The organism is Rathayibacter sp. AY1E6, assembly GCF_002931115.1.
In the GTDB taxonomy this organism is placed as follows: Bacteria; Actinomycetota; Actinomycetes; order Actinomycetales; family Microbacteriaceae; genus Rathayibacter.
In genome coordinates, this window is sequence record NZ_PSVK01000014.1 from 1 (window position 1) to 24061 (window position 24061).

Here is a 24061-nt window from a genome sequence, read left to right on the forward strand (position 1 = left end):
GCCGATGGTACTGCAGGGGGGACCCTGTGGGAGAGTAGGACACCGCCGGACACCATTCACGATGGCCACCCAGAAATGGGTGGCCATCGCTGTTTAACCACCACCTCGGATCCCCGCTGCTCACTGGAGCGCGGTGCGGGTTAGGGTGGTGCGACGGTTACGGCCGTCCTCCCCGCCCTCGGGCGGGTCAACTCCACAGAGCATCACCACGACAGGCGAGGAACGCATGGACGACTCAGGATCCGACCGCAACGACCGGGACTCCGGACGTCGTGACGAGCGGCCGCCTCGCGCCGGCGGCCCCGGCCGCTCCTCGAACGATCGCGGCGGCTCGGGCGACTCCCGCCCCCGCCGCGACGGTGATGCTCGTCCTCCCTATCGTGGCGGTGGCGACTCCCGTCCGCAGCGTGATGGTGACTCGCGTCCTCCTTACCGCGGTGGTGGCGATTCCCGTCCGCAGCGCGACGGGGACTCCCGTCCGCAGTCTGATGGTGACTCGCGTCCTCCTTACCGCGGTGGCGGCGATTCCCGTCCGCAGCGCGACGGGGACTCGCGTCCTCCTTACCGTGGCGGTGGGGATTCGCGTCCGCAGCGTGATGGTGACTCGCGTCCTCCTTACCGTGGTGGTGGGGATTCCCGTCCGCAGCGTGATGGTGACTCGCGTCCTCCTTACCGTGGTGGTGGGGATTCCCGTCCGCAGCGCGATGGGGACTCTCGTCCTCCTTATCGCGGTGGCGGCGACTCGCGTCCGCAGCGTGATGGTGGCTCACGTCCTCCTTATCGCGGTGGCGGCGACTCGCGTCCGCAGCGTGATGGTGACTCACGTCCTCCTTACCGCGGTGGCGGCGACTCTCGTCCGCAGCGTGACAGTGACTCTCGTCCTCCTTACCGCGGGGGTGGGGATTCCCGTCCTCAGCGGGATGGGGACTCCCGTCCTCCTTACCGTGGAGGTGGGGACTCCCGTCCGCAGCGGGACGGTGACTCGCGTCCTCCCTATCGCGGTGGCGACTCGCGTCCGCAGCGTGACGGTGACTCCCGGCCTCCTTACCGTGGAGGCGGCGACTCTCGTCCGCAGCGTGACGGGGACTCGCGTCCGCCGTTCCGCGGTGGATCGCGCGATGGGGGAAGCAGGCCGTGGTCGGACGATCGTCGTGGCGGCGGAGACCGCCAGGGCGGCGGACCCGGACGCGAGGGCTTCGGCGGCGGACGCGGCGGCCCCCGCGAGGAGCCGGAGCTCACCGAGGAGGAGCGCGAGCGGCGCTCCCTCCAGTCGGTGCGTCCGCGCCACGACGACCCGGACCTTCCGGACGACGTGCAGGCCAAGGACCTCGACAAGGTCGCCCGCAACGAGCTGCGCACGCTCTCGAAGGACAACGCCGAATGGGTCGCCCGTCACCTGGTGATGGCCGGCCGCCTCCTCGAGGAGGACCCCGAGCTGGCGCACCGCCACGTGCTCTCGGCGGCCCGCCGCGCGGGACGCATCGCCGTTGTCCGCGAGTCGCTGGCCATCTCGGCGTACGCGACGGGCGACTTCGCCCTGGCGCTGCGCGAGCTGCGGACCTTCCGTCGGATCTCCGGCTCGGACGAGCAGGTGCCGCTGATGGTCGACTCCGAGCGCGGCGTGGGCCGGCCCGACAAGGCGCTCGAGCTGGGTCGGTCGATCGACCGCACCACGCTGAGTCCCGGCGCGCAAGTGTCGCTGGCCATCGCCATGTCCGGCGCCCGCCTTGACCTCGGCCAGGCGGAGCTCGCTCTCATGGAGCTCGAGATCCCGCAGCTGGACCCGGACCGCGCGTTCTCGTACAGCCGGGATCTCTTCGCCGCCTACTCGCTCGTCCTCGAGGAGGTCGGCCGCTCCGAGGAGGCGGCCGAGTGGCAGCGTCGCGCCGACATCGCGGCGCAGGCCGTCTTCGCGGCCGAGGGCGGCGGTGACGACGAGACGATCGAGGTGATCGAGGAGGAGCACGAGTCGGCCGACGCCACGTCCGCTCCCGATCGCGCCGAGGAAGGGACCGCGGTCGACGACGCGGACGACTACCTGGACGACGAGGACGGCCCGACCGCCGGCGACGACGCGGACGAGGACGACGCCCGGCGGACCGTCTCCGAGGAGATCGACGACGACGACGACGCGGACGCGGACGACGCCGATGCGAGCGCTGACGCCGAGGCCGACCTCGTCGACACGGACGAGCCGACCTTCGCAGACGAGTCCCTCGAGTCCGACGATCTCGCCGAGACGGACCCGGATGAGGCTCTCGACTCGGCTGACCCGACCGCCGACGATTCGGTCGAATCCGCCGACACCACCGAGGAGGACGCCGATGTTCCGCAGCAGCAGGACTGAGCCCACTCCGCTCGACGGCCGCGACTCCGTCCTGGCCGACCTCGACGGGGTCGTCTACAAGGGTGCCGACGCGATCCCCTTCGCGGTCGAGAGCCTCAACCGAGCGGCCGAGACGCTGCGGGTCGGCTACATCACCAACAACGCCTCCCGCACGGACGCCTCCGTCGCCGGGCACCTCTCCGAGCTGGGGCTGAGCGTCCGGCCCGAGGACGTCGTCACCTCCCCGCAGGCAGCGGTCGTGCTGCTCGCCGACCTGGTGCCGGCCGGCTCGACGATCCTCGTCGTCGGGGCGGAGGGCCTCACCTCCGAGGTCGAGCGCGCCGGGTTCACCGTGACGCGCAGCGCGGAGGACTCGCCGGCGGCGGTCATCCAGGGCTTCGCGCCCACGGTCGGCTGGGAGCAGCTGGCCGAGGCCTCGTTCGCGCTCCACACGGGGATCCCGTGGGTCGCGACGAACACCGACTGGACGATCCCCGTCGCGCGCGGCATCGCCCCGGGCAACGGGACCCTCGTCTCGGCCGTGCACACCGCGGTCGGCCGGCTCCCGGTCGTCGCGGGCAAGCCCGAGCGGGCCATCTTCGACGCGGCGACCGCGCGCTTCGGCTCGACGAACCCGCTGTTCCTCGGCGACCGGCTCGACACCGACATCGCCGGCGCGAACGGCGCCGACATGGAGAGCGCCCATGTGCTCACCGGGATCGACCGGGCCAAGCAGCTCCTCGCCGCGGAGCCCAAGCTCCGGCCGACGTACATCCTCGGCGACCTGCGCGAGCTGCACCTGCCCTACCCGGCGACGACGGTCTCGCGGAACGGCACGCACGCCGTCCGCGGCGCCAAAGTCCGCCTCGACGGCGACTCCGTGGTGATCGTGGACGCCGGCGACGACGCGACCGATCTGCTCCGGGCCGCCTGCTCGGTGATCTGGTCGTCCGGCCGCGCGATCTACGGCCTCGACGTGCCGGAGTCGCTCTACAGCTGAGCCTGCTCGGCGGGCTCCCGGCGTCCCTCGCGGCGCAGGAGCCCGTCGAGCCGGCCGGCCAGACCGACCGCGACGATCGCGATCAGCGCGGCGTACGAGAAGGTCGCGGCGAAGACCCCGGTCCCGGCCCCGATCAGGCCGGTGACCGCCGCCGCGAGGAGGCCCGTCAGCGCGAGGGAGACCGAGGCGCCGGTCGAGTCGGCGATCTGCAGGGCCGAGCTGTTGAAGCCCTCCCGGCCCGGAGCGGAGAGCGCGAGCGTCATCGTCCCCATCCGCGGGAACATCGTGCCCATGCCGCCGCCGGCCAGGAACCAGCCCACGCCCGCGACGATCGGGCTGAGGGCGAGCACCGTGACGAGCAGCACGACTCCGATGCCGGCGAGCACGAGCGACGAGCCGAGCCGCATCGCTCCGCCGTGGCTGAGGCGGGTGCCCGGGCGTCCCTGGAGGTTCGAGCCGAGAGCCCAGGAGACGGCGCCCGCGGTGAGCATGGCGCCCGAGAGCCAGGGTGGCAGGCCGTACTGCTCCGAGAGCAGCAGCGGCAGGTAGACCTCGGTGCCGAAGAACGCCGCGGCGACGAGGGCGCGGAGGAGGATCACCGACGGCAGGACGCCCCGGGCGCGCAGCGTGCCGGCGGGCAGGAGCGCGCGAACCGCCACGGCGGCCGCGGCCAGGAGCCCGGCGAGGTCGGGCGCGAGCTCGGCGCTCGTGCTCAGCACGACGACTCCGGCCGAGACGACCACGGCGCGGGCGATGCGGCCGACGGCCCGGCGATCGAAGGGGAGGCGCTCGCGCGGCTCGAGCGAGCGGAGCGTCGGCGCGATCGCGGCGCTCGCGAGGGCCACCAGGGCGACGACTCCGAAGAAGACCCAGTGCCAGCTCGCGAGCTCGGCGACGACTCCGGCCACCAGCGGCCCCACCAGCGACGGTACGACCCAGGCCGCGGCGAAGGCGCCGAAGATCCTCGGATGCAGCTCGCTCGGGTAGACCCGCGCGACGAGCACGTAGAGGGTGACGGTGATCCCTCCGCTGCCCAGCCCCTGCAGCAGGCGGGCCGCCACGAAGACCGGCATCGCCTGCGCGGCGCCCGCGGCCACGAGGCCCAGGGTGAAGAGCAGGATCGCGACCACGAGCGACGGCGTCGGGCCGCGGCGGTCGGCGGAGGATCCGGCCGCGACCATCCCGACCACGGCGGCGGCGAGCGTCGCCGCGAAGGCCAGGGGGTAGAGGGCGCGGCCGTCGAGATCGGCGCTGACGATCGGCATGATCGTCGTCACGGCGAGCGACTCGAACGCGCAGAGGAAGACGAGGCTCGTCGTTCCGATGGTCGTCAGGAGGAGGGGAGCCGAGGTGATGCCGCGGCGATCACGAGAACGCACCTGCTCAACAGTACGCCGAGCGCACGGCCGGTCAGCGGTAGACGGCCCAGTCGTCCTTCGCGAGCACCGTCGGGGTGCCCTCGATCTCGACCAGCCAGCCGCGGTCGTCGCGCTCGAGGTAGCGCCCCTGCACGATCTCGGGGGCCCAGCCGCCGTCGCGGGAGGAGATCCAGCGGACGAAGCGGACGGTGCCTCCGCGCCGGAACAGTGTGCCGTTGTGGTCGCTCATGCGGGGATCTTCTTCACGGAGAGGTCGTCGGGCGACGAGGTTTCGGGGAGGAGGTGGAGGCCGAGGCGGCCGTTCGAGGCGTTCGAGAGCTCGCGCAGCCAGTGCGGGTTCAGCTCGATCGCGGCGGTGCCGTCGTACTCGTAGCGGGTGGGGATGCCGGGGTGGAGCCACAGTTCGGACCGGCGGCCCTCGGCGTCCTCGATCGTCAGGAGGAAGCCCTCGCCGCGGCGGAACCGCGAGGTGATCACGGTCTGGAGGTGGGCCAGGGCGCGGTCCTCGAAGGAGTGCGAGCTGGCGGGTGCGCCGTAGAGCAGTCGTCCCATCGCGCGCACCTCCTCACCGTCGGCGGCGCACGGAAGGCGTGCCGCACCGTCGACACTAGGTATTGCTAAGTCGGTTGACTAACAGTCTCGGCGCCGACTGCGCTTTCGGGACACACGCCGTCCGAACGCCGGAGAAGTGGTTCGATGGGGGCAGCGAGTTCCCGTCCGGGGCGCCTGCCGCTCGGAAGGTGCACCTCGATGGACGCTCGGCCAGACCTGTTCGCTCTGCTCGCGCGATTGCGCACGGCGGAGCGCGACTACGACGGCCGCGTGGAGCGCCGCCTGGGCATCGGCGCCACGGATCTCGCGGCCCTGCGGCTGATCGGGGTCGGGGAGCGGCGCGACGAGATCGTCCGCGCAGTCGACCTGTCCGCGGCCCTGTCGATCACGACGGCGGCCGTCTCCCTCCTCGTCGACCGCCTCGCCCGCGCCGGCTACGTGAACCGCACTCCCGACCCGTCCGACGGCCGCGGCCGCATCCTCTGCCTGACGGAGCGCGCGCAGAAGGCCATCGTCGGCACCGACGACCCGACCTACGAGCAGATCCGCGCGATGGTCGCGAAGGTGCCCGAATCGGAGGCCGCGACCGTCGCGGTGCTGCTCGACGGCCTCAGCCGCATCCTCGAGGGGCAGCCGCCGCCCGAGCTCGTCGACTGATCAGCGCTGCAGCGTGGCGCTCGGCGACTCGCCGAATCGCTCCGCGTAGGCCGCGCTGAAGCGGCCCGCGTTCCCGAAGCCCCAGTGCCGGGCGACGGCGGCGACCGTCGTCCCGAGGGGCGGACTCACGGCGAGCTCCACCCGGGCGCGGTCGAGCCGCACCAGGCGCAGGTAGGCGATCGGGCGCATCCCGAGCACCCGCTGGAACGCGGACTGCAGGCCCCGGACGGTCAGGCCCGACGCCGCCGCCATCTCGGCGGGGCCGATCGGCTCGCTGCAGTGGGCGTGCACGTACTCGACGGCCGTGCGGATCCGTGCGTTCCGGGGGGCGAGGAGCTCGGGCGGGACCGGAGCGGACTCCGGAGGGTAGAGGTCGAGCAGCGCGGAGGCCGTGGCGCGGGTGAGCTCGTCCCAGAGCAGCGGCTCGACGCGCTCGCTGCGCAGCGCGCGGGCGGAGTCGGCGACGGCCGTGCGCCAGCGGCGGATCGCCGCGGCGTCGGGGCGGTGCTCGGAGTCGAAGACGAGGGAGCCGACGAGGCCGCGCTCGGCGGCGACCCGGTCGACGACTCCCCGGTCGAGGTGCACCAGGCGCTGGTCGAAGTCGACGTAGTCGAAGGCGAACGGCCGACCGACGGGGAAGAGGACGGGACGGTTCTCCTCCATCGCGATCGAGGCGCGGCCGACATCGATCCGGGCGGAGCCGCCGACGATCCACTGCACGACGACGTCGTCCGAGTCGCCCACGCCGCCCGCGAGGCGCCCGGACATCCGCGAGGTGCGGAGGGTCATCCCGCCGTCGCCGATGGCGGCGTAGCGGTAGCTGAAGTCGGCCGCGGTGGTGGCGGCGCGCCATTCGTCGCCGTTGTAGAGCCGCGCGAGGCTGTGCCGCGCCTCGTCCGGATCCTCGCCGCGGGCCTCCAGCCGGACGCGAGGGTGGTGATCGTCCACAGGTCGTTCCGGTGCCTCAGCGCGTGAGGCGCTCGATGAGCTCGCGGTAGCGCGCGGCCGTGCGCTCGACGATCTCGGACGGGAGGGTCGGCGGGAGGCCCTGGCCGTCCCAGTTGTCGGAGAGCCAGTCGCGCACGATCTGCTTGTCGAACGAGCGGCCGCGGATGCCGGCGTCGTAGTCGTCGGCGTCCCAGTAGCGGGAGGAGTCGCTCGTGAGGACCTCGTCGCCGAGGGTGACGACTCCGGTCCCGCGGTCGACCCCGAACTCGAACTTCGTATCGGCCAGCAGCACGCCGCGGGCCAGGGCGATGGTGGACGCCTCGCGGAAGACCGCGAGCGAGAGGGTGCGCAGCGCCTCCGCGGCCTCCTCCCCGACGATCTCGACCGTGCGCTCGAAGGTGATGTTCTCGTCGTGCTCGCCCTGCGGGGCCTTCCACGCGGGGGTGTAGATCGGCTCGGGGAGCGCGTCGCCGTCCTGGAGGCCCTCGGGGAGCGGGACGCCGCAGACGGAGCCCGTCTCCCGGTACTCCTTCCAGCCGCTGCCGGAGAGGTAGCCGCGCACGACGCACTCGATCGGGAACATGTCGAGCGTCTTCACCAGCATCGACCGGCCGCGGACCGCCTCGGGGATCGCGCCCGGGATCAGATGGTTGGGGACGTCGGAGAGCTGCGCGAACCACCAGAGGGAGAGCGTGGTCAGCAGCTCGCCCTTGCCGGGGATCCCTGGCTCGAGGACCGCGTCGTAGGCGCTGACCCGGTCGCTGGCGACGACGAGCATGCGGTCGGCGCCGAGCACGGGGTCGGCGTCGTCGGGGGTGTAGAGGTCGCGCACCTTGCCGGAGTAGGCGTGCTGCCAGCCGGGCAGCGGCGCCGTGGTGTCGAAGGACAGGGAGTCGTCGCGGGTCACCGCACCATTCTCCCCGATCCGGGGGGCTCCGCGGCTCCTGAAGACCTCCTGTGTCCTGGCGGATCGGGGCTGTCAAGCACGCGCGGTCGCCGATCCCGCGCGCCTAGCGTCGAGACATGACCTCGCAGAACGACCAGACTCCGCAGAACGACCAGTACACGTTCCAAGACCCGACCGCGATGTTCGCCGACATCGACACGGAGGCCCAGTACCAGGAGGGCTCCGGCCTCGACTCGAAGATGGACGACCCCGCCGACCGCGGCGAGTCGACCTACCGCGGCTCCGGCCGCCTGACCGGGCGCAAGGCGCTCGTCACCGGAGGCGACTCGGGCATCGGCGCGGCCGTCGCCATCGCCTACGCCCGCGAGGGCGCCGACGTCGCGATCGTCTACCTCCCCGAGGAGGAGTCCGACGCGAAGAAGGTCGTCGCGCTGATCGAGGAGGCCGGCCGCACCGCCGTCGCCATCCCCGGCGACATCACCGACCACGACTTCGCGGTGGGCGCCGTCGCGAAGGCCGTCGAGGGCCTGGGCGGACTCGACATCCTCGTCAACAACGCGGGCAAGCAGCAGCACGTCGAGGACTTCCTCGAGCTCTCGGACGAGCAGTTCGACGAGACCTTCAAGACCAACGTCTACGCGATGTTCTGGATGACGAAGGCGGCCGTGCCGCACCTCGCCCCGGGCTCCGCGATCATCAGCACCTCGTCGATCCAGGCCTACCAGCCGTCGCCGATGCTGGTCGACTACGCCAGCACGAAGGCCACGATCAACACGTTCTCGAAGGCGCTCGCGCAGCAGCTCGCGCCCAAGGGCATCCGCGTGAACGTCGTCGCCCCGGGCCCGATCTGGACGCCGCTGCAGACCGCGGGCGGCCAGCCGTCCGACAAGCTGCCCGAGGTCGGCTCGCAGACGCCGCTCGGACGCTGGGGCCAGCCGGCCGAGCTCGCTCCCGCCTACGTGTTCCTCGCCTCCCCGGAGTCGAGCTACGTCGTCGGCGAGACGCTGCACGTCAACGGCGGCATGCCCACGCCGTAACACTCGGCGCTCACGGCGGGCCCGGTCGCGGCGCGGAGGAACCCTCTTCCGCGCCGTGGCGGGGCCCGCCGTTTTGGTTGTCGTAACAATCGACTGCTGTGCAGGTTCGTGCGCGAGAGTCGGTGCATGACCGATTCCCTGCCGATCCTCGACCTGTCCCGCCTCGACCAGGGGGAGGCGGAGGCCGCCGCCTTCCGCCGCGACCTCCGGGAGACCACGCACGACGTGGGATTCTTCTACCTCGTCGGCCACGGCGTGCCCCAGGACCTCCTCGACGACGTCGTCGCCGTCTCCCGCCGCTTCTTCGACCTGCCGGAGGAGGAGAAGCTCGCGATCGAGAACACCCTCAGCCCGCAGTTCCGCGGCTACACCCGCTTCGGCGCCGAGCTCACCAACGGCGACGTCGACTACCGCGAGCAGGTCGACATCGGCATCGACCGACCGGCCGTTCCCGCCGGGCCCGGCGTCGCCGACTACGAGCGCCTCGAGGGGCCGAACCTCTGGCCCGAGGCGCTGCCGGAGTTCCGCGAGGTCTTCGAGCGCTGGCACGCGGAGCTCGCTGCGGTCGCGATCCGGCTGCTGCGCACCTGGGCCGTCGCACTCGACGCCCCGGAGGACGTGTTCGACGAGGCGTTCGCCGAGCGGCCGTTCTCGCTGGTGAAGGTCGTCCGCTACCCGGGCACCTCCGACCCGGAGCCCAAGCAGGGCGTGGGCGCGCACCGCGACGGCGGCGTGCTGACGCTGCTGCTGGTCGAGCCCGGCAAGGGCGGCCTGCAGGTCGAGCACGACGGCTCGTGGATCGAGGCACCCGCGATGGAGGGCGCGTTCGTCGTCAACATCGGCGAGATGCTGGAGCTCGCCACGGGCGGCTACCTCAAGGCCACGCTGCACCGCGTGATCTCGCCGCTGATCGGAACGGACCGGATCTCGATCCCGTTCTTCTTCAATCCCGCGCTCTCGGCCACCATGCCCTCGCTCCCGCTGCCCGAGGAGCTCAAGTCCGGCCTCTCGGTCGACCCGACGAACGCGCCGATCCTCGAGACCTACGGCGAGAACGCGCTGCGCTACCGGCTCCGGGCCCACCCGAACGTGGCGGCCGCCCACCACGCGGACCTGCTCGCTCCCACCGTCTGACCCGGGAACGACGAAGGGCCCCCTCCCGCGCGAGCGCAGGAGGGGGCCCTTCGTCGTCAGTGCGTCAGCAGCGCGCGGCGGCCACGGGGACCGTCGCGGTGAACGCGGGCTGGCCGGTCGCCGATCCGGTCACCGTCACCGTGCCGGCCGGCATCGAGGCCAGGCGGGTGGTGAAGGCGGCGGAGGCGGACGATCCGGGTGCGACCGCGGTGAACGACTTCGAGCCGTAGGCCGAGGCGATCGTGACGGCCGCGGCAGCGGTGTCGGTGTTCTTCACGGTCGCGGTGAGCACGATCTTCCCGGCGACGCAGCGCGTGGCGACCGCGGGGACGAGCTCGAGGGTGTCCAGCGGGACGGCGGCCGAGACCGACGTGCGCACCAGCTTGTCCGCGTACCCGGTGTAGGAGGCCGTGACGCCGGTCACGTCCGCCGGGACCGAGACGCTCGCCGAGCCGCCGGAGAGCGGGACGGTCGAGGTCCACGAGCCGCCGGTGAAGGTGACCGAGCCGACGACGTCGCCCTTGTCGGCCGCCGCGACCGTCGCCGTGACCGTGCGGCCGTCGGCGGTGAGGGTCGTGGTGGAGTCGACGGCAGTGACGCCGGTCCAGTTCTTCATGGCGGTGAGGACCGTCTGCGGGACGCTCACGAACGCGCCGTGCCGCGGGCTGGCCGGGAGGCCGGCGCGGCTCTTGGGCGAGACGTTCCAGTCGGCCGACTGCGAGAGGCGGTTCGTCTGCGAGCTGCCGGCGATGGCCGCTCCGGAGGTGATGAAGGCCTTGTAGCCGCCGTCGCCGTAGTTGTCGACGAGGAACGCGTAGCCGTCGCCCGCGCCGGTGGTGTCGTTCGGGTCGCCCGCGTTCAGCTTGATGATCTCGGGTCCCTCACCGGCCTGGCCGGTCTCGAGCGAGGTCATCCGGGTGTCGGTGAGCTGCCAGGTGGTGTTCGGGTCGGCACTCCAGTTCGAGGAGGTCGTCCCGGCGGTCAGGACCTTCGACTTCTCGAGGAAGATGTCCTTTCCGGCCTCGAGGGTGCCGGCGGCGCCGCCCTCCTCGTTCTTGGTGAAGCGGTAGTAGTAGTCGCCGATCTTCGTGATCGTCGAGTCGATCCGCGCGTAGCCGGTGTCCTGCCAGGTGGCGGGAGGAGCGGTGAAGGTGCGGAAGTCGCGGGTGATCACGGAGAAGACGCGGGAGTAGAGCTTGTCGTTGTTGGTCTTCGTCGCGTCGGAGTAGAGGCGCGAGGAGAAGAACACGACGTAGGACTGCAGGGCGTCGTCCCAGTACGCCTCGGGCGCCCAGGTCATTCCGGCGGCCGGCTGGTTCACCGTGATGCCGGTGTCGGCGCCGTTGGTGCGGGTCCACTGCACCAGGTCGGTCGACTCCCAGACCTCGATCTTCAGGCTGCCCTTGGACTGGGCGTCGCCCCAGCCGGTGCCGCAGGAGATGCAGAGGTCGGTGGCGACCATGTAGTACTTGTCGCCGTTGTGCGAGCGGAGGATGAACGGGTCGCGCAGGCCCTTCGTGTCGGTCGTCGAGGTGATGACCGCCTTCCCGCCGTTGACCGGCGAGAAGGTGAAGAAGTCGTTACCCGAGGTCGCGGCCTGGTAGATCTTCTCGTCGCCGTCCGACTTGAAGTACGCCGAGGCGTAGCCCGCGTCGGGAGCGGTGCGGCCGAGCTCGGCGACCGTCAGCGTGAAGGCGCGCGTCTCGGCGACGCCGTTGAGGGTGGCCGTCGCGGTGAGGGTGACGGTCCTGTCTCCGGAGCCGTAGGCCGGCCGGGTGACGACGCCGCCGCCGCGGTAGGGGTCGGCCGCGCCGACCGCCGGAGCCGCGTAGGAGGTGTTCGTCGGAGTGACGAGGGCCGGGTCCGAGGAGGTCCAGGTGATGTCGGTGCCGTTACGGGCGCCCTTCACTGCGAGGGGGAGGTTCTCGGTGGTGCGCGTGGCGAGCTTCAGCGCGTCGAGGTCGTCGTTGATGCTCGGGGCGAGCACGACCACCTCGAAGGCGATCGTCGCGCCCTGGGCGGTGGTCGCCGTCAGGGTGACCGGGGTGTTCTGCGCGATCGAGCGCGAGACGACGCCGGTGGCCGAGACGACCGCGCTGTTCGAGGAGGTCCAGGTGAGCGGGACGCCGCTGCTGGAGGCGGGTAGCGTCAGGTTCGAGGAGACCTGGGTCAGCGACGGGTTGCCGGCCAGCAGGACGGGCTGGATGTCCGAGCGCAGCAGGGCGGAGGTCGCGGACGCCTTCGCCGTGGCGGTCGGCATGCTCGAGGCGACCTGCTCGGCGGTGAGGGAGGTGTCCCAGAACTTCACGTCGGTGACGTCGGCGGTCACGAGCGCGTCGCCGGAGTAGAGCGAGCGGCCGAGGTAGCCGAGAGTGGACCCGGTCGGCACGATGCTCGCCATCGACTTCGTGGTGTTCGCCGTCGAGATCTGCGTGCCGTCGCGGTAGAGGGTCAGCACGGTGCTCGACCCCGTGCCGGTGCCGACGAGCGTGAGGGTCGTGAACCCGGGGTTCAGCGTGCCGCCGAACGGCATGCGGGTCTCGCCGTTGTTGGTGGGCTCCTTGACGCGGATGCCCGCGAGGACCTGTCCGCTGGGCGAGCCGTCGGGGTTGCGCGGGTTCACGAAGACGTGGTTGCCGAGCTGCGTGGTGTTCCACGGGCCGACGCCGTCGCCGATGACCCAGCCGAACTGGTTGGCGGTGGTCTGCGTCTTCACCGTGTACTCGACGGCGAAGGCGTTGTCGGCTCCGGTGACCAGGCCCTGGGGGAGGCTCGCGTAGCCGTCGTTCTTGAACCGGGCGACCTGGTCGCCGCCGGCGTTCGCGAAGGACGCGTCGGTGAGGCCGGTCAGGGTGGCGTTGCGTCCGTTGCCCGAGATGTCGAGCAGGGCCGAGCCGGCGTGCGACATGTCGTAGTGCGCGGTGGGCGCCGGGACGTCGACGGCCTGCGCCGAGACGGGGACGAGAGCGCCGGTGAGGGCGACGCTCGTGCAGGCGAGAGCGGAGAGGAAGAGGGATCGCACGCGGCGCCGAGGCGCGGCGGCAGGGGGCTCCGGGGAGCGTCGTCTCATCGTCGAGACCTTTCCTTCAGGGGAGGGATGCGTCGAGCCGAGGGGACCGACGCGTGTGTTCACGTTAACATGTGAGCCGCCTCAGAGCCATGGGGGAATTGCTCCGGCGGCGAGAGCGAACCATGCGACAGGGGAGCGCTTCGGCGCAAGACCTGCACCCCCGAGCGCCCAGGGCGTAGCGTGAGCGCACCGCATCCTGGCCCCCGGTGACGGAACCATGCCCATCCGCCTGCCCTGCGAGGACTTGACCATGACGACGCTCTTCCACACCGGTGGCTCCCTCTCCCTCGACGACGCGACCGCCGACGCCGTCGTCCGGTACTCGCTCGCGCTCGCGCAGCGGCACCGGATGAGCACGGTCAGCGTCGCCGACGACTCGGCCCCCTCCTCCATCGTGACGCTCACCGTCGGGCTCGGCGTCCCCCTGGTCGTCGCGGGCAGCGATGGCGCAGCGGCGGAGTCGAGCACCGAGATCCTCGAGCGCCTCGACGCGCTCGACAGTGCGGGCGGACCGGTGCCCGCCTCGGACGTCGACCCCCGCGCGACGTGGGAGCTCGAGAACGAGTACTGAGCTCTGAGCCGCGGCGCTGCCGGCGCGGATCCGCCCCGCTCCTGCTCCGCTGGCGCGGAGCGTCAGCGCCGGTAGCCGCGGATGATCTCCTGGGCGAGCGTCGTGATCGGAGTCGACGTCGCTCGCGCGCGGACCCGCAGCACCTCGAAGGCCTGCTCGACCGTGGTGCGGTGGGCGTAGGCGAGGATCCCCTTCGCCTGCTCGATCAGCACCCGGCTGTCGAGGGCGTGCTGCAGCTGCTCCTGGGTGACCGTGCTCTGCTGGAGCGCGCGCTGGTGCAGGATCCCGATCGTCGCGACGTCGGCGAACGCCTGCACGACCGCGATGTCGTCCGGATCGAGCCGCCCCGGCCGGGCCTGGAAGAGGTTGAGGGAGCCGATCGTCGTCCCCGCCGAGCGCATCGGCACGCAGTGCGCCGAGAGCACGTCGAGCTCGACCGCCAGCGTCCGGAACTCCGCCCACTCCTCGCCCACGGCGCGGGCGTCCTCGACGATCACCGGCCGCCCGGTCTCGAAGCACTGGATGCACGGGCCCGACCCGCTGTCGAGCTGGAGCAGCTCGATCAGCCGGGTGTCCTCGTCCGTGGAGGCGAGCACCTCGAGGGAGCCGGTGGAGTCGGCGAGGACGAGCCCCGCCGAGACGGCGTCGAAGAGGGTCGCGCTGCTCTCCACGAGGGTCTGGGTGAAGTCGACGACGTCGTAGTCGTCGACCAGTGTGTCGGAGAGGGCGACGAACGTCTGGATGACGCTGCGCTCGCGGGAGTTCGTCACCATGTGTCGTCCTGGGCGGTGAGAGGGCGGTCGGGGAACCCGTCGTGCCGGGCCACGATGCCGGAGGCGACATCGACGACGGAGCGCTGCTGGGCGAAGGCGTGGGCGCGCAGCAGCAGCTGCGCCTCCTCGGCGGTGCTGCCGTAGCGCGCGATGATCATGCCGGTCGCCTGGTGCACCACGCGTCGCGAGCGCGGATTCGTGCTCTCCTCGACCTCGTTGTCGCGCAGCACCGCGGCCAGCACCAGCAGCGCCGTCGCGGTGGTCGAGGCGCTGATCCGGCCGAGGAGGGAGTCGCTGAGCGACGTGGGGCGGCGGGAGTAGAGGTCGACCGCGCCGATCGAGAGCCCCGCGATCGAGAGCGGGAAGGCGAAGACCGCGCGCACCGCCGTGGGGCCGATCGCCTCGGTGAAGAGCGGCCAGCGCTCCTCCGCGCCGGTGTCCGGCACCGAGACGGGGCCGGCAGCGCGGATCGCCTCCCAGCACGGGCCCTCGCCGAGGTCGATCTGGATCTCGTCCAGCCGGCTCGCGGTGCTGTCGCTCGCGGCGACGGTCTCGCCGCCGAAGGGGCTGCCGAGCGTGGAGATCGCGACGCCGTCGATCGGATACCCGCGCAGATACGGGTCGCAGAGAGCGTCGGAGTCGGTCACCGCGCCCATTTTAGCCGTCGGCTCCGCTCGGAGCGACGCTCCGCCGGACCGGCGGGGACCACGACGCGGTGACGCGCGCGGGCCCGCCTGGCTGCGCTGCCCGGGCGCACGAGGCGACGGCCCGTGAAGCGGCTCGTCGGGCGCGGACGGTGCATGGTGCGGGGCGACGGGAGCCGGAGGACGGCGGCCTGCACGGCGACGGAGCGGCTCAGGCCGGGGTCGATCGAGCCGGGACGCTCGAGGGCGGCGATGAGGTCGTCGAGGACGGCGAAGGCGGGATCTGTCATCACGGCTCCTGGCCGGGTGTCCGCGGCCGTTGTCGTGCGCCGAGGCGCGGGAGGTGTCGATCGGGTGCCGCCGTGCGGGGTCCGCGCACGACGTCGACGAGGTCCTGCCCGACGGTACGGGGCGCGGATCGACCGGACGACGTGGTTGACCTCCCCGAGGTCCGCCGCTACTCGTGCTCTGCGTTGAGCTCGTCGAAGTCGTTCGTGATGATCGACAGCGGGGTGTACGGCGTGATGAGGAGAAGCGCCGGATTCGCGCGTCCCTCGCCGTAGTTGACGGTCAGCCACTGCGGGGTCGGGGAGGCGAGGGCGGCCTCGACCTCGGCGCGGAACTCCTCGAGGCTCCTGTTGTTGACCGTGTAGGCGGTGCCGTTGTAGATCAGGTCGATGCGCTTCACAGCTGATCGCCCTTCGCCGGGGGACGCACCGGTTCGGCGGGCTCCGAGATCACGTACAGCCCGCCCGCGGAGTTCGCGAGGTCGGTGAGCGCGGAGATCCAGGCGGGGTTGATGCGGGGCATCCGGCCGCCGAAGTACTTGTAGCGGAGCGCGTGGGAGGGGTGGATCCAGATCGCGCTGCGGCCGTCGCCCATGCTGTGGTCGTCGCGCCAGCTGAGCAGGAACGACTCGTTGCGGCGCAGCTTCGCGGTGATGACGATCTGCAGGTGCGCGAGCACGCGGTCCTCGAAGTCGATCTCGACGGTCCCGTCGTAGTGCAGCTTCCCCATCGGCGTCTCCAGCCCCTGATCTCCGGCAGGCAGACGCCCGCCGTTGCCTCCACCCTTCCGCAGACCGGACGGATCCGACAACCAGGTCTGCCATTCTCTGCTCGATCTGTCCAGGTCTTCCGTCAGCGGCGGTCCTCTGTCAACCTCCTCCCTCCACGCAGCCGGCGCTGCCGAGCATGGGCGGCATGAAGCACATCCTCTTCGCCGACAAGACGATCCTCGTGGGGGACGAGGCGGCCGACGCGCTCGTCGAGTACGCCGTCGCCCTCGCCGCGAAAGGCGCGGCCGACACCGTCGAGTACACGGGGATCGGCGCGGACGGCGGGACGGTCGACGCCACCTTCCTCGTGAACGCCGCGGCCGCCCTCATCGTCGAGACCACGCCGAGCGACCTGCCCGAGCCGGACAACGCGGCGGAGGTGGCACGGCTGCGCGAGCGGATCGACGCGCTCACCGGCGAGCATCCCGTGCAGCCCGGCGACGGCGAGCTGACCAGTGGTGCCGACTACGAGGACTCCTACGAGCAGTGAGTGGTTCCCCGTGGTGCGCGTCCGGGCGCGACCGGCGTCCGCTACCACTGCGAGGCTCCGCAGTGAACCCCCTGATCGGCTGAGGGGAGGCGGACGTACCGTGGCCCTGCGGGTCGCCGACGACACGATCACCGGTCGACCGCTACGGGCACGGCCGCGGGTCGGCCGGGGAGGACGGACACCATGACCGGAGACCATCCCTTCTGGGTGCGCCTCGCGCGCAAGGAGCCGCAGTGCGCCATCGTGCGCGGCCGGGTCTTCGAGATCGGCGCCCCCGACGAGCGGGACGGCGCCTTCCTCCTCACGGTCTGGGAGAAGGGGCGGCCCGTCGGGCACGTCCTGAACGTGGATCCGCCCGCCTACAAGCCGTGCGGACCCGGGCACCCGGTCGAGCCGCAGCGGGTCGACGGGGTCGAGGAGCTGCTCGAGCTCCTGGTGCCCCAGCGCACCCGGCTCGCGGCGCACGGCTGACGCCGCTCCCGTCCGCGGGGGCCGCCCGAGTCCTGTGCACCGGGAGCGGGGCGAGCGCTGAGCACCCGCTCACGGACGCCCGGGACGGGGGAGTCGTGCGGCCGGGCGGCGGCTGGCATCCTGACCTCGGTGCGACGAGCGCGCCCGCGAGGGGGAGCCCGATGAGCACCACCGAGGACGTCGACGACGGGACCGCTGAGTTCGGGTACCGCCCCTCCCTCACCCGCGGCATCGGCCGCTTCGGCAGCTTCGCCGCGGGCGTGAGCTACATCTCGATCCTGACCGGCACATTCCAGCTCTTCTCCTTCGGCTTCGCGCTCGGCGGTCCCGCCTACTGGTGGTCCTGGCCGATCGTGTTCACCGGGCAGCTCATGGTCGCGCTGTGCTTCGCTGAGCTCGCCGCCCGCTACCCGGTCGCGGGCTCCGTCTACAACTGGAGCAAGCGCCTCGCCGGGCCGACGGTGAGCTGGCTGGCGGGCTGGCTGATGGCCACCGCGTCCGTGGTCACGCTCGCGGCCGTCGTGCTGGCGTACCAGGCGACGCTCCCGCAGATCTGGAGCGGGTTCCAGCTCGGCGGCTCCGCGGGGGTGAGCGCGGTGGTCTGGGGAGGACTGCTGATCGCGTTCACCACCGCGGTCAACGCGCGCGGCGTGCGGCTGATGGCCCGGATCAACAGAGTCGGCGTGCTGATCGAGCTCGTCGCGGCGGTGCTGCTGGTGGCGGTGCTCGCGGTGAACGTGGTGCATCCGCCGACCGTGCTGCTCGACACCAGCGGCTACGGCGGGAGCACGCCGGGCGGGTACGCCGGCGCGTTCCTCATCGCCGCGATCGCGTCGGCGTACGTGATGTACGGGTTCGACACCGCGGGCTCGCTCGGCGAGGAGACGGTCGATCCGCGCCGGACCGCGCCGACGGCGATCCTGCGGGCGGTGACCGCCTCCTTCGTCCTCGGCGGCCTCATCCTGCTGCTGGGCATCCTCTCGGCGCCCGACCTCGCCGACCCGGCGCTCGGGCAGGCGTCGGGCGGGCTGCAGCGGATCGTGCTGCAGGTGCTCGGCGGCCCCCTCGGATCGGTCCTCCTGCTCTGCGTTGTCGTCGCGATCACGGTGTGCGCGCTGGCGGTGCACACGGCGGCCATCCGACTGATCTTCGCGATGGCCCGCGACAACGCCCTGCCCGGCAGCCGCGTGCTCGCCCGCGTCGACCCGCGGCGCGGGACACCGGTGGCGCCGGCGCTGGTCGTGGGGGTGCTCGCGGTGCTGATCCTGGTCGTGAACATCGGGACGCCGGCGATCTTCACGGCCGTGACGAGCGTGGCGGTCATCCTGATCTACCTCGCCTACCTGCTGGTGACGGTGCCGCTGCTGATCGCCCGGCTCCGCGGCCGGTGGCCCGCAGCCGCGCCCGGGCGCTTCTCGCTCGGCCGCGCGGGCCTGCCGGTGAACGTCGTCGCGGTGCTCTGGGGCGCGGCGATGACGGTCGACCTCGCGTGGCCGCGCGTCGAGGTCTACGGGGAGGAGCTGCGCTGGAGCGCGGTCGTCGTGATCGCCGCGGTCGTCGGGATCGGCCTGGCCTGGTTCCTCCTCCGCGGCCGGCACCGCCTCGGCACCCTGCCCGCGCACGCGCTCCCCTCGCCGCCGCCGCAGGGCTGAGTCGCACGAGAAGGCCCGTTCTCGAGGGGGCAGGACGATCCTTCCCGGGCGACTCGGCGGCGGCACCGGGAGGAGGATGGGGGAGCGGGTGCTCGGCCGAGCGCCGCGGGAAGGAGCGCGCGTGCGGAACCGCCTGGCGACTCAGTCCCTGCTCGCGCACGCCGTGCTCATCCAGGCCGTCGCGTTCCTGCTCCGGCCGGCCGCCGTCTACCAGGCGATCCGGCTCGACGTGCCGGCCTGGGCGCTCGGGGCGCTCGGCGCCTCGTTCGCGCTGGTGCCGCTGCTGATCGCGCTGCCGGTGGGCGGGCTGGTCGACCGGGTCGGCGCCCGGGCCGTGATGGCCGTCGGCTCGCTCGTCGCGGTGGGAGCGGCCGCGGTGCTGCTCCTGGCGGGCGGGAGCGTCGCGGGGCTGCTCCTCGGCATCGCCCTGCTCGGCGCGGGGCACCTGGGCTGCGTGGTCGGGCAGCAGACCGTCGTCGCGGGCGGCACCGGAGGGACGCGGCTCGACAGCCGCTTCGGCTACTACACGTTCGCCGCGTCGCTCGGGCAGGCGATCGGGCCCGCATTCATCCCGGTGCTCGCGGGCGGCTCGGTGCGGCCCGACCCGGCGCCGCTGTTCCTCGTGGGCGGGATCCTCGCGGTGCTGCTGCTCGTCTCGACGGCGGGGATCCGCAGCCCGTCCCCGCGCGGACCCGCGGCGGAAGGGGCGGCGGCTCCGGGCTCGACGCTCGGTCTCCTCCGGGTGCCGGGCCTCGCGCGCGCCCTGCTGACCAGCGCGACCGTCGTCGCCGCCGTCGACCTGACCGTCGTCTACCTCCCCGCCCTCGGCGCCGAGCGCGGGCTCCCGGCCGGCGTCGTCGGAGCCCTGCTCACCGTGCGCGCGCTCGCGTCGATGGCCTCGCGGCTCCTCCTCGGCGCGGCCACCGCCCGGCTCGGGCGCACCCGGGTGATGGTGGGCGGCATCCTGATCTCGGCGCTCTGCCTGGTGCTGGTCGCCCTGCCCGCGCCGACCGTGCTCCTCTTCGTCGCGGTCGCCGCCCTCGGCCTGGGCCTCGGGATCGGCCAGCCCATCACGATGTCCTGGCTGATCGAGCGCACCCCCGCCGACCGCCACGGCCGCGCCCTCGCGCTGCGCCTGGCCGGGAACCGCCTCGGGCTGATCGCCCTGCCCAGCCTCCTCGGCGTCCTCGCGGCGGCGGCCGGAGCGGGCGGTGTCCTCATCGGCACCGGTGCCGCGGTCGGCGCGACCCTCCTCCTGCTGCGCGGGGTGCGCCTGGACTGAGGTGCCGGGGGCGCAGCGGATCGCCGGCGCGCGCCGCGTTCCCGGGCCTCTCCGTCGGAAGACCGGAGGATCAGCTGCCCGGCTCCTCCACGCGGACGTCCTCGGCGGCCTTGTCGGCGCGCCAGCCGCGCCAGACCGGCTGGCGGAGGGTGCCGGAGGCGGTGCGCTCGCGGTAGCGGACCTCGCCGACCAGGACGGGCGACACCCAGTGCACGCCGCGCGACTCGAGCGGAGGGACGGAGACGGCGGGCTCCTCGGTGGCGTGCTCGGCCAGGCGGTCGACCAGTCCGCGGCGCTCGCGGTCACTGAAGCCGGTGCCCACACGGCCCGAGTACGCGAGCCCGTCCTCGCCGGGGATCGCGGTCAGCAGCGCCCCGACCGACCCCTGGAGGCCGCCCTCGCCCTCGCGCCAGCCCACGATCACGACCTCCTGCAGCCGGTGGTGGGTGAGCTTGATCCAGTCGCGCGAGCGGCTGCCCTCCTGGTAGCGCGAGTCGCGGCGCTTGGCGACCACGCCCTCGAGGCCGAGGGTGCGGCTGGTGGCCATCGCCTCCTCCAGGTCGCCGTCGAACACGGACGGGACGTGCACGCGCTCGTTCTCGGCGACGAGCTCGACCAGTGCCGAGCGACGGGTGTCGTAATCGCTCCCGGTCAGGTCCTCTCCTGCGCGCTCGAGCAGGTCGAAGACCATCAGGTGCACCGGAGTGGACCGGGCGGCCGCCTCGATCTCGCGCGGCTTCGTCAGCCCGCCGCGGGTCTGCAGGGCGCCGAAGTCGGGGCGCCCGCGAGCGTCGAGGGCGACGATCTCGCCGTCGAGCACGGCGTCGGCGGCGGCCTCGGCGAGCGGGGCGAGCAGGTCGGGGAACGCCGCGGTCAGGTCGTTGCCGTTGCGGCTCGTGAGGGTCGCGGTGCCGCCCTGCACCCGCACGAGAGCGCGGTAGCCGTCCCACTTCATCTCGATCGCGGCCCCGGGGTCCACGTCGCCGCGGCGTCCGGCCGTGGCGAGCATGGGGCGGTGGCGGCGCGGAGCGGAGTCCTCGGCCGGGCGGTCTGCGGAGGGTGCGGGCCGGGGAGCGGGCGACGCGGCGGACGCGGCCGCCCGGCCCCGTCGCTGCGTCCCGTGCCCGTGAGCGGGACCCGGCGCCATCAGGTGCAGGAGCCAGTTCTTCTCGGCGCCCTCCCTCGAGCCCGTGTGCAGCAGGGCGTAGCGACGGGGCTCGCCGCCGAGCCCGCCGTCGGGGCGGCCGGTCAGCACCGCGATCACCTCCTTCCCCTCGCGCCACTTCTCGAGCGCGTAGGTGCCCTCGTCCCAGATGCGCACCTCGCCGCCGCCGTACTCGCCGGCCGGGATCGTGCCCTCGAAGGTCGCGTACTCGAGGGGGTGGTCCTCGGTCTGCACCGCGAGCCGGTTCGGGTCGCCCTCCAGCGGCGGGCCCTTCGGCACCGCCCAGCTGACCAGGACGCCGTCGTGCTCGAGCCGGAAGTCGTAGTGCAGGCGCCGCGCGTGGTGCTCCTGGATGACGAAGGAGTCGCCCGAGGAGGAGCCCGCGGACCCCGCCTCGGGCACCGGCTCCGGCGTCCTCGACGCGTCGCGCATGCTGCGGTAGGTCGCCAGGCGGTCGGAGGAGGCGTCCGTCGCGGCGAAGCCCGCCATCCGCTCCGGGGTCGGCTCGAGCCCGGCACCCCGGGCGGCGAGCAGCGGGCGGAGGAGGTCGCCGTCGCTCCGCAGCCGCTCCACCACCTCGTCGGGCGACAGGTGGCGCAGGTTGTCGGCACCCAGCTCCTCCCACGTGCGGGGCGCGGCGGCGGCCGGCCGGAGGCGCCCCCGGAGGGAGTAGGGGGCGATGGTCGTCTTCGCCGCGCTGTTCTGGCTCCAGTCGACGAGGACCTTGCCCTCGCGCAGGGTCTTCTTCATGCCCGAGACGACGAGGTCGCGGTGGTCCGACTCGAGCACGCGCGCCAGCTCGTGCGCGACCGCCGAGATCTGGTCGCTGGAGGCGGAGGCGTCCAGTGGGCAGTAGAGGTGGATCCCCTTGCTCCCACTGGTCACCGGCAGCGGAGCCAGCCCCATCCCCTCCAGGAGGTCGCGGGCGAGGAACGCGACCTCGGCGCACTCGGCGAGTCCGGCACCCTCGCCCGGGTCGAGGTCGAGCACGAGGCGGTCGGGCGGACGGCGCTCGCCGTCGGAGCCCACCCGCCACTGCGGGACGTGCAGCTCGAGCGCCGCCTGCTGCGCCAGCCAGGTGAGCCCGGCGACGTCGTCGACCAGCGGGTACTCGACGTCGCGCGACGAGTGCGCGAGCCGGGTCCGGCTCAGCCAGTAGGGGGCGGAGGAGGGGAGGTTCTTCTCGAAGAAGACCTCGCCCGGATGCTCGGCGGTGCCCACTCCGTCGACCCAGCGCTTCCGGGTGACCGGGCGGCGCGCGAGATGGGGAAGCATCGCGGAGGCGACGGAGGCGTAGTAGGAGAGCACGTCGGCCTTGGTGAAGCCCGTCTCCGGGTAGACGACCTTGTCGAGGTTCGTCAGCCGCAGCCTCCGCCCGCCGACCGAGACGATCTGCTGCGAGGCGGCCATCCCCCCATGGTGGAGGCAGGTGCGCGCCGAGGGAACCCCGGACCGTCGCGGGAACCCGCAGCGAGCCGCCTCCACGACTCGGGGTTCCCTCGGCGGCGGGGAGTAGCGTCGACGCACCACGTCCGAAGGAGCCCTCCGTGCCCGACACGATCGCCGACATCCCCCTCACCACGATCGACGGCACCACGTCGACCCTCGCCGACTACCCGCCCGTGCGGCTGATCGTCAACGTCGCCTCCCGCTGCGGCCTCGCCCCGCAGTACGAGAAGCTCGAGGCCCTGCAGAAGAGCTACGGGGAGCGCGGATTCACGGTCCTCGGCTTCCCGAGCAACCAGTTCCTCCAGGAGCTGAGCGACGAGGACAAGATCAAGGCGTACTGCTCGACGACCTGGGGGGTCACCTTCCCGATGTTCGAGAAGGTCCGCGTCAACGGCCGCTCGGCGCATCCGCTCTACGCGGAGCTCACCAAGGCGGAGGACGAGAACGGCAAGGCCGGCCGGGTGAAGTGGAACTTCGAGAAGTTCCTGATCACGGCCGACGGCACGGTCCACCGGTTCCGCCCGACGGTCGAGCCCGACGACCCGCGGATCGTCGACCTGATCGAGGCGTCGCTCCCCAACTGATCCCGCTCAGGGGCGGGCGCGGGGCGGAGCACGCCACCCGTCGCGGATCAGCGGTCGCGGAGCCCCAGGGCCGAGCGGGCGTCCGCGGGCTCGACGCCCTCGGGGCAGACGATGTCCGAGACGTCGAACGGCGTCGCGCGCGAGAACGGGATCATCTCGATCCCGTCGACGTGGCGCAGCAGCACGAGGCCGCCCTCGCCCTCGCGCAGGCTCCGGCGCACCTGGCGCAGGAAGATGCCGGCCATGTCGAGTTCGACGACGAAGGAGCGGCCGCTCACGTCGATCCGGCAGCCGATGACCGGCTGGGAGCCGACGGAGACGGAGTCCGGCACGCGGCGCGGCTCGATCGGCTGCTCCTTGCGGAGGGTCCGCACCGGGGTGAGGGTGGGCAGGCCGGTCGCTCGCGCGGTGTCCGTCATGGTCGTCTCCGTCCGTCGACGTCCGCCGATGGTTCCGGGGACGTCTTCTCGACGGTACTTCGCGTCCCCCGCAGAGGGGACGGGGTTGACGGCCGTGCGATCAGGGGGCAGCGGGGCCCAGGAGCGGCGGAGCTCAGGAGCCCTGGCGCTGCTCCTCGGGCTCCGGCAGGACCGAGAGCTCGCCGTGCATGCTGGCGACGCTGAGCATCTGCTCGATCCACGCGCGGTTGAGCTTGGGCTGGTGCGCCTCGGTGAAGCGGAAGTGCAGCGGCACCGACGGGTGCAGCCAGACGGAGCTCCGGCCGTGTCCGGTGGAGGCGTCCTCCATCCACGAGAGCGAGAAGGCTTCGTTGCGGCGCAGCTTCGAGAGGACGGCGACCTTCAGGTGCGCGAGGACGCGCTCCTCGAATTCGATCTCGAGGTTCTGCGGTCCGTAGATGAGCGTGGCCACGGGCCCCCTTCGTTCATCGGGCCGGCCCTGGCGGACGGCTCCT

At 72.6% G+C, this 24061-nt stretch carries 25 protein-coding genes; 11 read left to right on the forward strand and 14 right to left on the reverse strand.

The features are described 5' to 3' along the window. The first annotated feature begins 1273 nt into the window (after positions 1-1273). Entirely contained in the window at positions 1274-2347 is a 1074-nt protein-coding gene (locus C5C46_RS16965) for a hypothetical protein (RefSeq protein ID WP_258059451.1), read from the forward strand. Continuing rightward, complete coding sequence (locus C5C46_RS11645; protein ID WP_104226795.1) at positions 2325-3326, forward strand: HAD-IIA family hydrolase; 1002 nt, start codon at positions 2325-2327, stop codon at positions 3324-3326. The genes C5C46_RS16965 and C5C46_RS11645 overlap by 23 nt, the downstream gene beginning before the upstream one ends. On the opposite strand, the gene C5C46_RS11650 is transcribed toward C5C46_RS11645, so the two are convergent. The 3 genes from C5C46_RS11650 to C5C46_RS11660 are packed head-to-tail and all read right to left on the reverse strand — an operon-like array spanning position 3317 to position 5257. Further along, a complete protein-coding gene (locus tag C5C46_RS11650; protein WP_258059452.1) occupies positions 3317-4705 on the reverse strand; it encodes an MFS transporter in 1389 nt (462 codons plus the stop codon). The two genes, C5C46_RS11645 and C5C46_RS11650, sit on opposite strands and share 10 nt — an antisense overlap. Before the next feature lie 31 nt (positions 4706-4736). Continuing rightward, complete coding sequence (locus tag C5C46_RS11655) at positions 4737-4934, reverse strand: hypothetical protein (protein WP_068256013.1); 198 nt, start codon at positions 4932-4934, stop codon at positions 4737-4739. Further along, the gene (locus tag C5C46_RS11660) at positions 4931-5257 is read right to left on the reverse strand and encodes a hypothetical protein (protein ID WP_104223794.1); all 327 of its coding nucleotides are present in this window, start codon (positions 5255-5257) and stop codon (positions 4931-4933) included. The genes C5C46_RS11655 and C5C46_RS11660 overlap by 4 nt, the downstream gene beginning before the upstream one ends. A gap of 198 nt (positions 5258-5455) precedes the next feature. On the opposite strand from C5C46_RS11660, the gene C5C46_RS11665 reads away from it, so the two are divergent. After that, positions 5456-5914: a MarR family winged helix-turn-helix transcriptional regulator gene (locus C5C46_RS11665; protein ID WP_181027163.1), complete on the forward strand. Its 459-nt coding sequence runs from the start codon at positions 5456-5458 to the stop codon at positions 5912-5914. Here C5C46_RS11665 and C5C46_RS11670 read toward each other — a convergent pair whose 3' ends face one another. After that, positions 5915-6862 (reverse strand): helix-turn-helix domain-containing protein, encoded by a 948-nt coding sequence (locus C5C46_RS11670; protein WP_104226797.1) that lies wholly within the window; start codon positions 6860-6862, stop codon positions 5915-5917. Positions 6863-6878: 16 nt separating this feature from the next. Beyond that, positions 6879-7769 carry a phosphoribosylaminoimidazolesuccinocarboxamide synthase gene (locus C5C46_RS11675; protein WP_258059453.1) on the reverse strand — a complete coding sequence of 297 codons (891 nt, stop codon included), beginning with the start codon at positions 7767-7769 and terminating at the stop codon, positions 6879-6881. Between the two features lie 116 nt (positions 7770-7885). Between C5C46_RS11675 and C5C46_RS11680 the strand changes: the two genes are divergently transcribed. Both C5C46_RS11680 and C5C46_RS11685 read left to right on the forward strand, forming a co-directional pair. Beyond that, positions 7886-8806 (forward strand): glucose 1-dehydrogenase, encoded by a 921-nt coding sequence (locus tag C5C46_RS11680; protein WP_104223791.1) that lies wholly within the window; start codon positions 7886-7888, stop codon positions 8804-8806. A gap of 126 nt (positions 8807-8932) precedes the next feature. Beyond that, the gene (locus C5C46_RS11685) at positions 8933-9940 is read left to right on the forward strand and encodes an isopenicillin N synthase family oxygenase (protein ID WP_104223790.1); all 1008 of its coding nucleotides are present in this window, start codon (positions 8933-8935) and stop codon (positions 9938-9940) included. Positions 9941-10004: 64 nt separating this feature from the next. Here the strand turns inward: C5C46_RS11685 and C5C46_RS11690 are convergent, their stop codons facing one another. Beyond that, positions 10005-12962 carry an immunoglobulin-like domain-containing protein gene (locus C5C46_RS11690; RefSeq protein WP_258059454.1) on the reverse strand — a complete coding sequence of 986 codons (2958 nt, stop codon included), beginning with the start codon at positions 12960-12962 and terminating at the stop codon, positions 10005-10007. Between the two features lie 298 nt (positions 12963-13260). On the opposite strand from C5C46_RS11690, the gene C5C46_RS11695 reads away from it, so the two are divergent. Next, on the forward strand, positions 13261-13581 hold the full coding sequence (locus C5C46_RS11695) for a hypothetical protein (protein ID WP_104226798.1): 321 nt from the start codon (positions 13261-13263) through the stop codon (positions 13579-13581). A 62-nt stretch (positions 13582-13643) separates the two neighbouring features. Here the strand turns inward: C5C46_RS11695 and C5C46_RS11700 are convergent, their stop codons facing one another. From C5C46_RS11700 to C5C46_RS11720, 5 genes are all read right to left on the reverse strand, one after another. Then, on the reverse strand, positions 13644-14354 hold the full coding sequence (locus C5C46_RS11700; protein ID WP_104226799.1) for a GAF and ANTAR domain-containing protein: 711 nt from the start codon (positions 14352-14354) through the stop codon (positions 13644-13646). Next, positions 14348-15001 (reverse strand): GAF and ANTAR domain-containing protein, encoded by a 654-nt coding sequence (locus C5C46_RS11705; RefSeq protein ID WP_104351715.1) that lies wholly within the window; start codon positions 14999-15001, stop codon positions 14348-14350. Before C5C46_RS11705 ends, C5C46_RS11700 begins: the two co-directional genes overlap by 7 nt. After that, complete coding sequence (locus tag C5C46_RS11710; protein WP_104226800.1) at positions 14998-15288, reverse strand: hypothetical protein; 291 nt, start codon at positions 15286-15288, stop codon at positions 14998-15000. Before C5C46_RS11710 ends, C5C46_RS11705 begins: the two co-directional genes overlap by 4 nt. Before the next feature lie 167 nt (positions 15289-15455). After that, positions 15456-15686 (reverse strand): hypothetical protein, encoded by a 231-nt coding sequence (locus tag C5C46_RS11715; protein ID WP_104226801.1) that lies wholly within the window; start codon positions 15684-15686, stop codon positions 15456-15458. Next, on the reverse strand, positions 15683-16015 hold the full coding sequence (locus C5C46_RS11720) for an ATP-dependent DNA ligase (RefSeq protein WP_104223784.1): 333 nt from the start codon (positions 16013-16015) through the stop codon (positions 15683-15685). The genes C5C46_RS11715 and C5C46_RS11720 overlap by 4 nt, the downstream gene beginning before the upstream one ends. 185 nt (positions 16016-16200) lie before the next feature. Here C5C46_RS11720 and C5C46_RS11725 point away from each other — a divergent pair, with 185 nt between their 5' ends. The 4 genes from C5C46_RS11725 (at position 16201) to C5C46_RS11740 (ending at position 19950) form a co-directional block, all read left to right on the forward strand. Next, entirely contained in the window at positions 16201-16545 is a 345-nt protein-coding gene (locus C5C46_RS11725; protein ID WP_104226802.1) for a hypothetical protein, read from the forward strand. Positions 16546-16728: 183 nt separating this feature from the next. Beyond that, a complete protein-coding gene (locus C5C46_RS11730) occupies positions 16729-17016 on the forward strand; it encodes a hypothetical protein (RefSeq protein WP_104223782.1) in 288 nt (95 codons plus the stop codon). Positions 17017-17177: 161 nt separating this feature from the next. Beyond that, entirely contained in the window at positions 17178-18668 is a 1491-nt protein-coding gene (locus tag C5C46_RS11735; protein WP_104226803.1) for an APC family permease, read from the forward strand. Between the two features lie 121 nt (positions 18669-18789). Next, positions 18790-19950, forward strand: coding sequence for an MFS transporter (locus C5C46_RS11740; protein WP_258059458.1), 1161 nt, complete (start codon positions 18790-18792; stop codon positions 19948-19950). A 70-nt stretch (positions 19951-20020) separates the two neighbouring features. Here C5C46_RS11740 and C5C46_RS11745 read toward each other — a convergent pair whose 3' ends face one another. Further along, complete coding sequence (locus C5C46_RS11745) at positions 20021-22525, reverse strand: ATP-dependent DNA ligase (protein WP_104226805.1); 2505 nt, start codon at positions 22523-22525, stop codon at positions 20021-20023. 137 nt (positions 22526-22662) lie between these two features. On the opposite strand from C5C46_RS11745, the gene C5C46_RS11750 reads away from it, so the two are divergent. Beyond that, positions 22663-23148, forward strand: a complete 486-nt coding sequence (locus tag C5C46_RS11750) for a glutathione peroxidase (RefSeq protein ID WP_258059459.1) — start codon at positions 22663-22665, stop codon at positions 23146-23148. 47 nt (positions 23149-23195) lie between these two features. On the opposite strand, the gene C5C46_RS11755 is transcribed toward C5C46_RS11750, so the two are convergent. Further along, a complete protein-coding gene (locus C5C46_RS11755; protein ID WP_104223778.1) occupies positions 23196-23567 on the reverse strand; it encodes a hypothetical protein in 372 nt (123 codons plus the stop codon). A 133-nt stretch (positions 23568-23700) separates the two neighbouring features. Beyond that, on the reverse strand, positions 23701-24018 hold the full coding sequence (locus C5C46_RS11760) for a hypothetical protein (protein WP_244229547.1): 318 nt from the start codon (positions 24016-24018) through the stop codon (positions 23701-23703). Positions 24019-24061 lie beyond the last annotated feature (43 nt).

What these genes read in the sequence shown, in the direction of transcription:
- C5C46_RS11680 (WP_104223791.1), top strand. Translation starts at nt 7,886, where the DNA reads ATGACCTCGCAGAACGACCAGACTCCGCAGAACGACCAGTACACGTTC.
- C5C46_RS11665 (WP_181027163.1), top strand. Translation starts at nt 5,456, where the DNA reads ATGGACGCTCGGCCAGACCTGTTCGCTCTGCTCGCGCGATTGCGCACG.
- C5C46_RS11685 (WP_104223790.1), top strand. Translation starts at nt 8,933, where the DNA reads ATGACCGATTCCCTGCCGATCCTCGACCTGTCCCGCCTCGACCAGGGG.
- C5C46_RS11695 (WP_104226798.1), top strand. Translation starts at nt 13,261, where the DNA reads ATGACGACGCTCTTCCACACCGGTGGCTCCCTCTCCCTCGACGACGCG.
- C5C46_RS11660 (WP_104223794.1), bottom strand. Translation starts at nt 5,257, where the DNA reads ATGGGACGACTGCTCTACGGCGCACCCGCCAGCTCGCACTCCTTCGAG.
- C5C46_RS11645 (WP_104226795.1), top strand. Translation starts at nt 2,325, where the DNA reads ATGTTCCGCAGCAGCAGGACTGAGCCCACTCCGCTCGACGGCCGCGAC.
- C5C46_RS11755 (WP_104223778.1), bottom strand. Translation starts at nt 23,567, where the DNA reads ATGACGGACACCGCGCGAGCGACCGGCCTGCCCACCCTCACCCCGGTG.
- C5C46_RS11735 (WP_104226803.1), top strand. Translation starts at nt 17,178, where the DNA reads ATGAGCACCACCGAGGACGTCGACGACGGGACCGCTGAGTTCGGGTAC.
- C5C46_RS11655 (WP_068256013.1), bottom strand. Translation starts at nt 4,934, where the DNA reads ATGAGCGACCACAACGGCACACTGTTCCGGCGCGGAGGCACCGTCCGC.
- C5C46_RS11720 (WP_104223784.1), bottom strand. Translation starts at nt 16,015, where the DNA reads ATGGGGAAGCTGCACTACGACGGGACCGTCGAGATCGACTTCGAGGAC.
- C5C46_RS11710 (WP_104226800.1), bottom strand. Translation starts at nt 15,288, where the DNA reads ATGACAGATCCCGCCTTCGCCGTCCTCGACGACCTCATCGCCGCCCTC.
- C5C46_RS11700 (WP_104226799.1), bottom strand. Translation starts at nt 14,354, where the DNA reads ATGGTGACGAACTCCCGCGAGCGCAGCGTCATCCAGACGTTCGTCGCC.
- C5C46_RS11745 (WP_104226805.1), bottom strand. Translation starts at nt 22,525, where the DNA reads ATGGCCGCCTCGCAGCAGATCGTCTCGGTCGGCGGGCGGAGGCTGCGG.
- C5C46_RS11730 (WP_104223782.1), top strand. Translation starts at nt 16,729, where the DNA reads ATGACCGGAGACCATCCCTTCTGGGTGCGCCTCGCGCGCAAGGAGCCG.
- C5C46_RS11725 (WP_104226802.1), top strand. Translation starts at nt 16,201, where the DNA reads ATGAAGCACATCCTCTTCGCCGACAAGACGATCCTCGTGGGGGACGAG.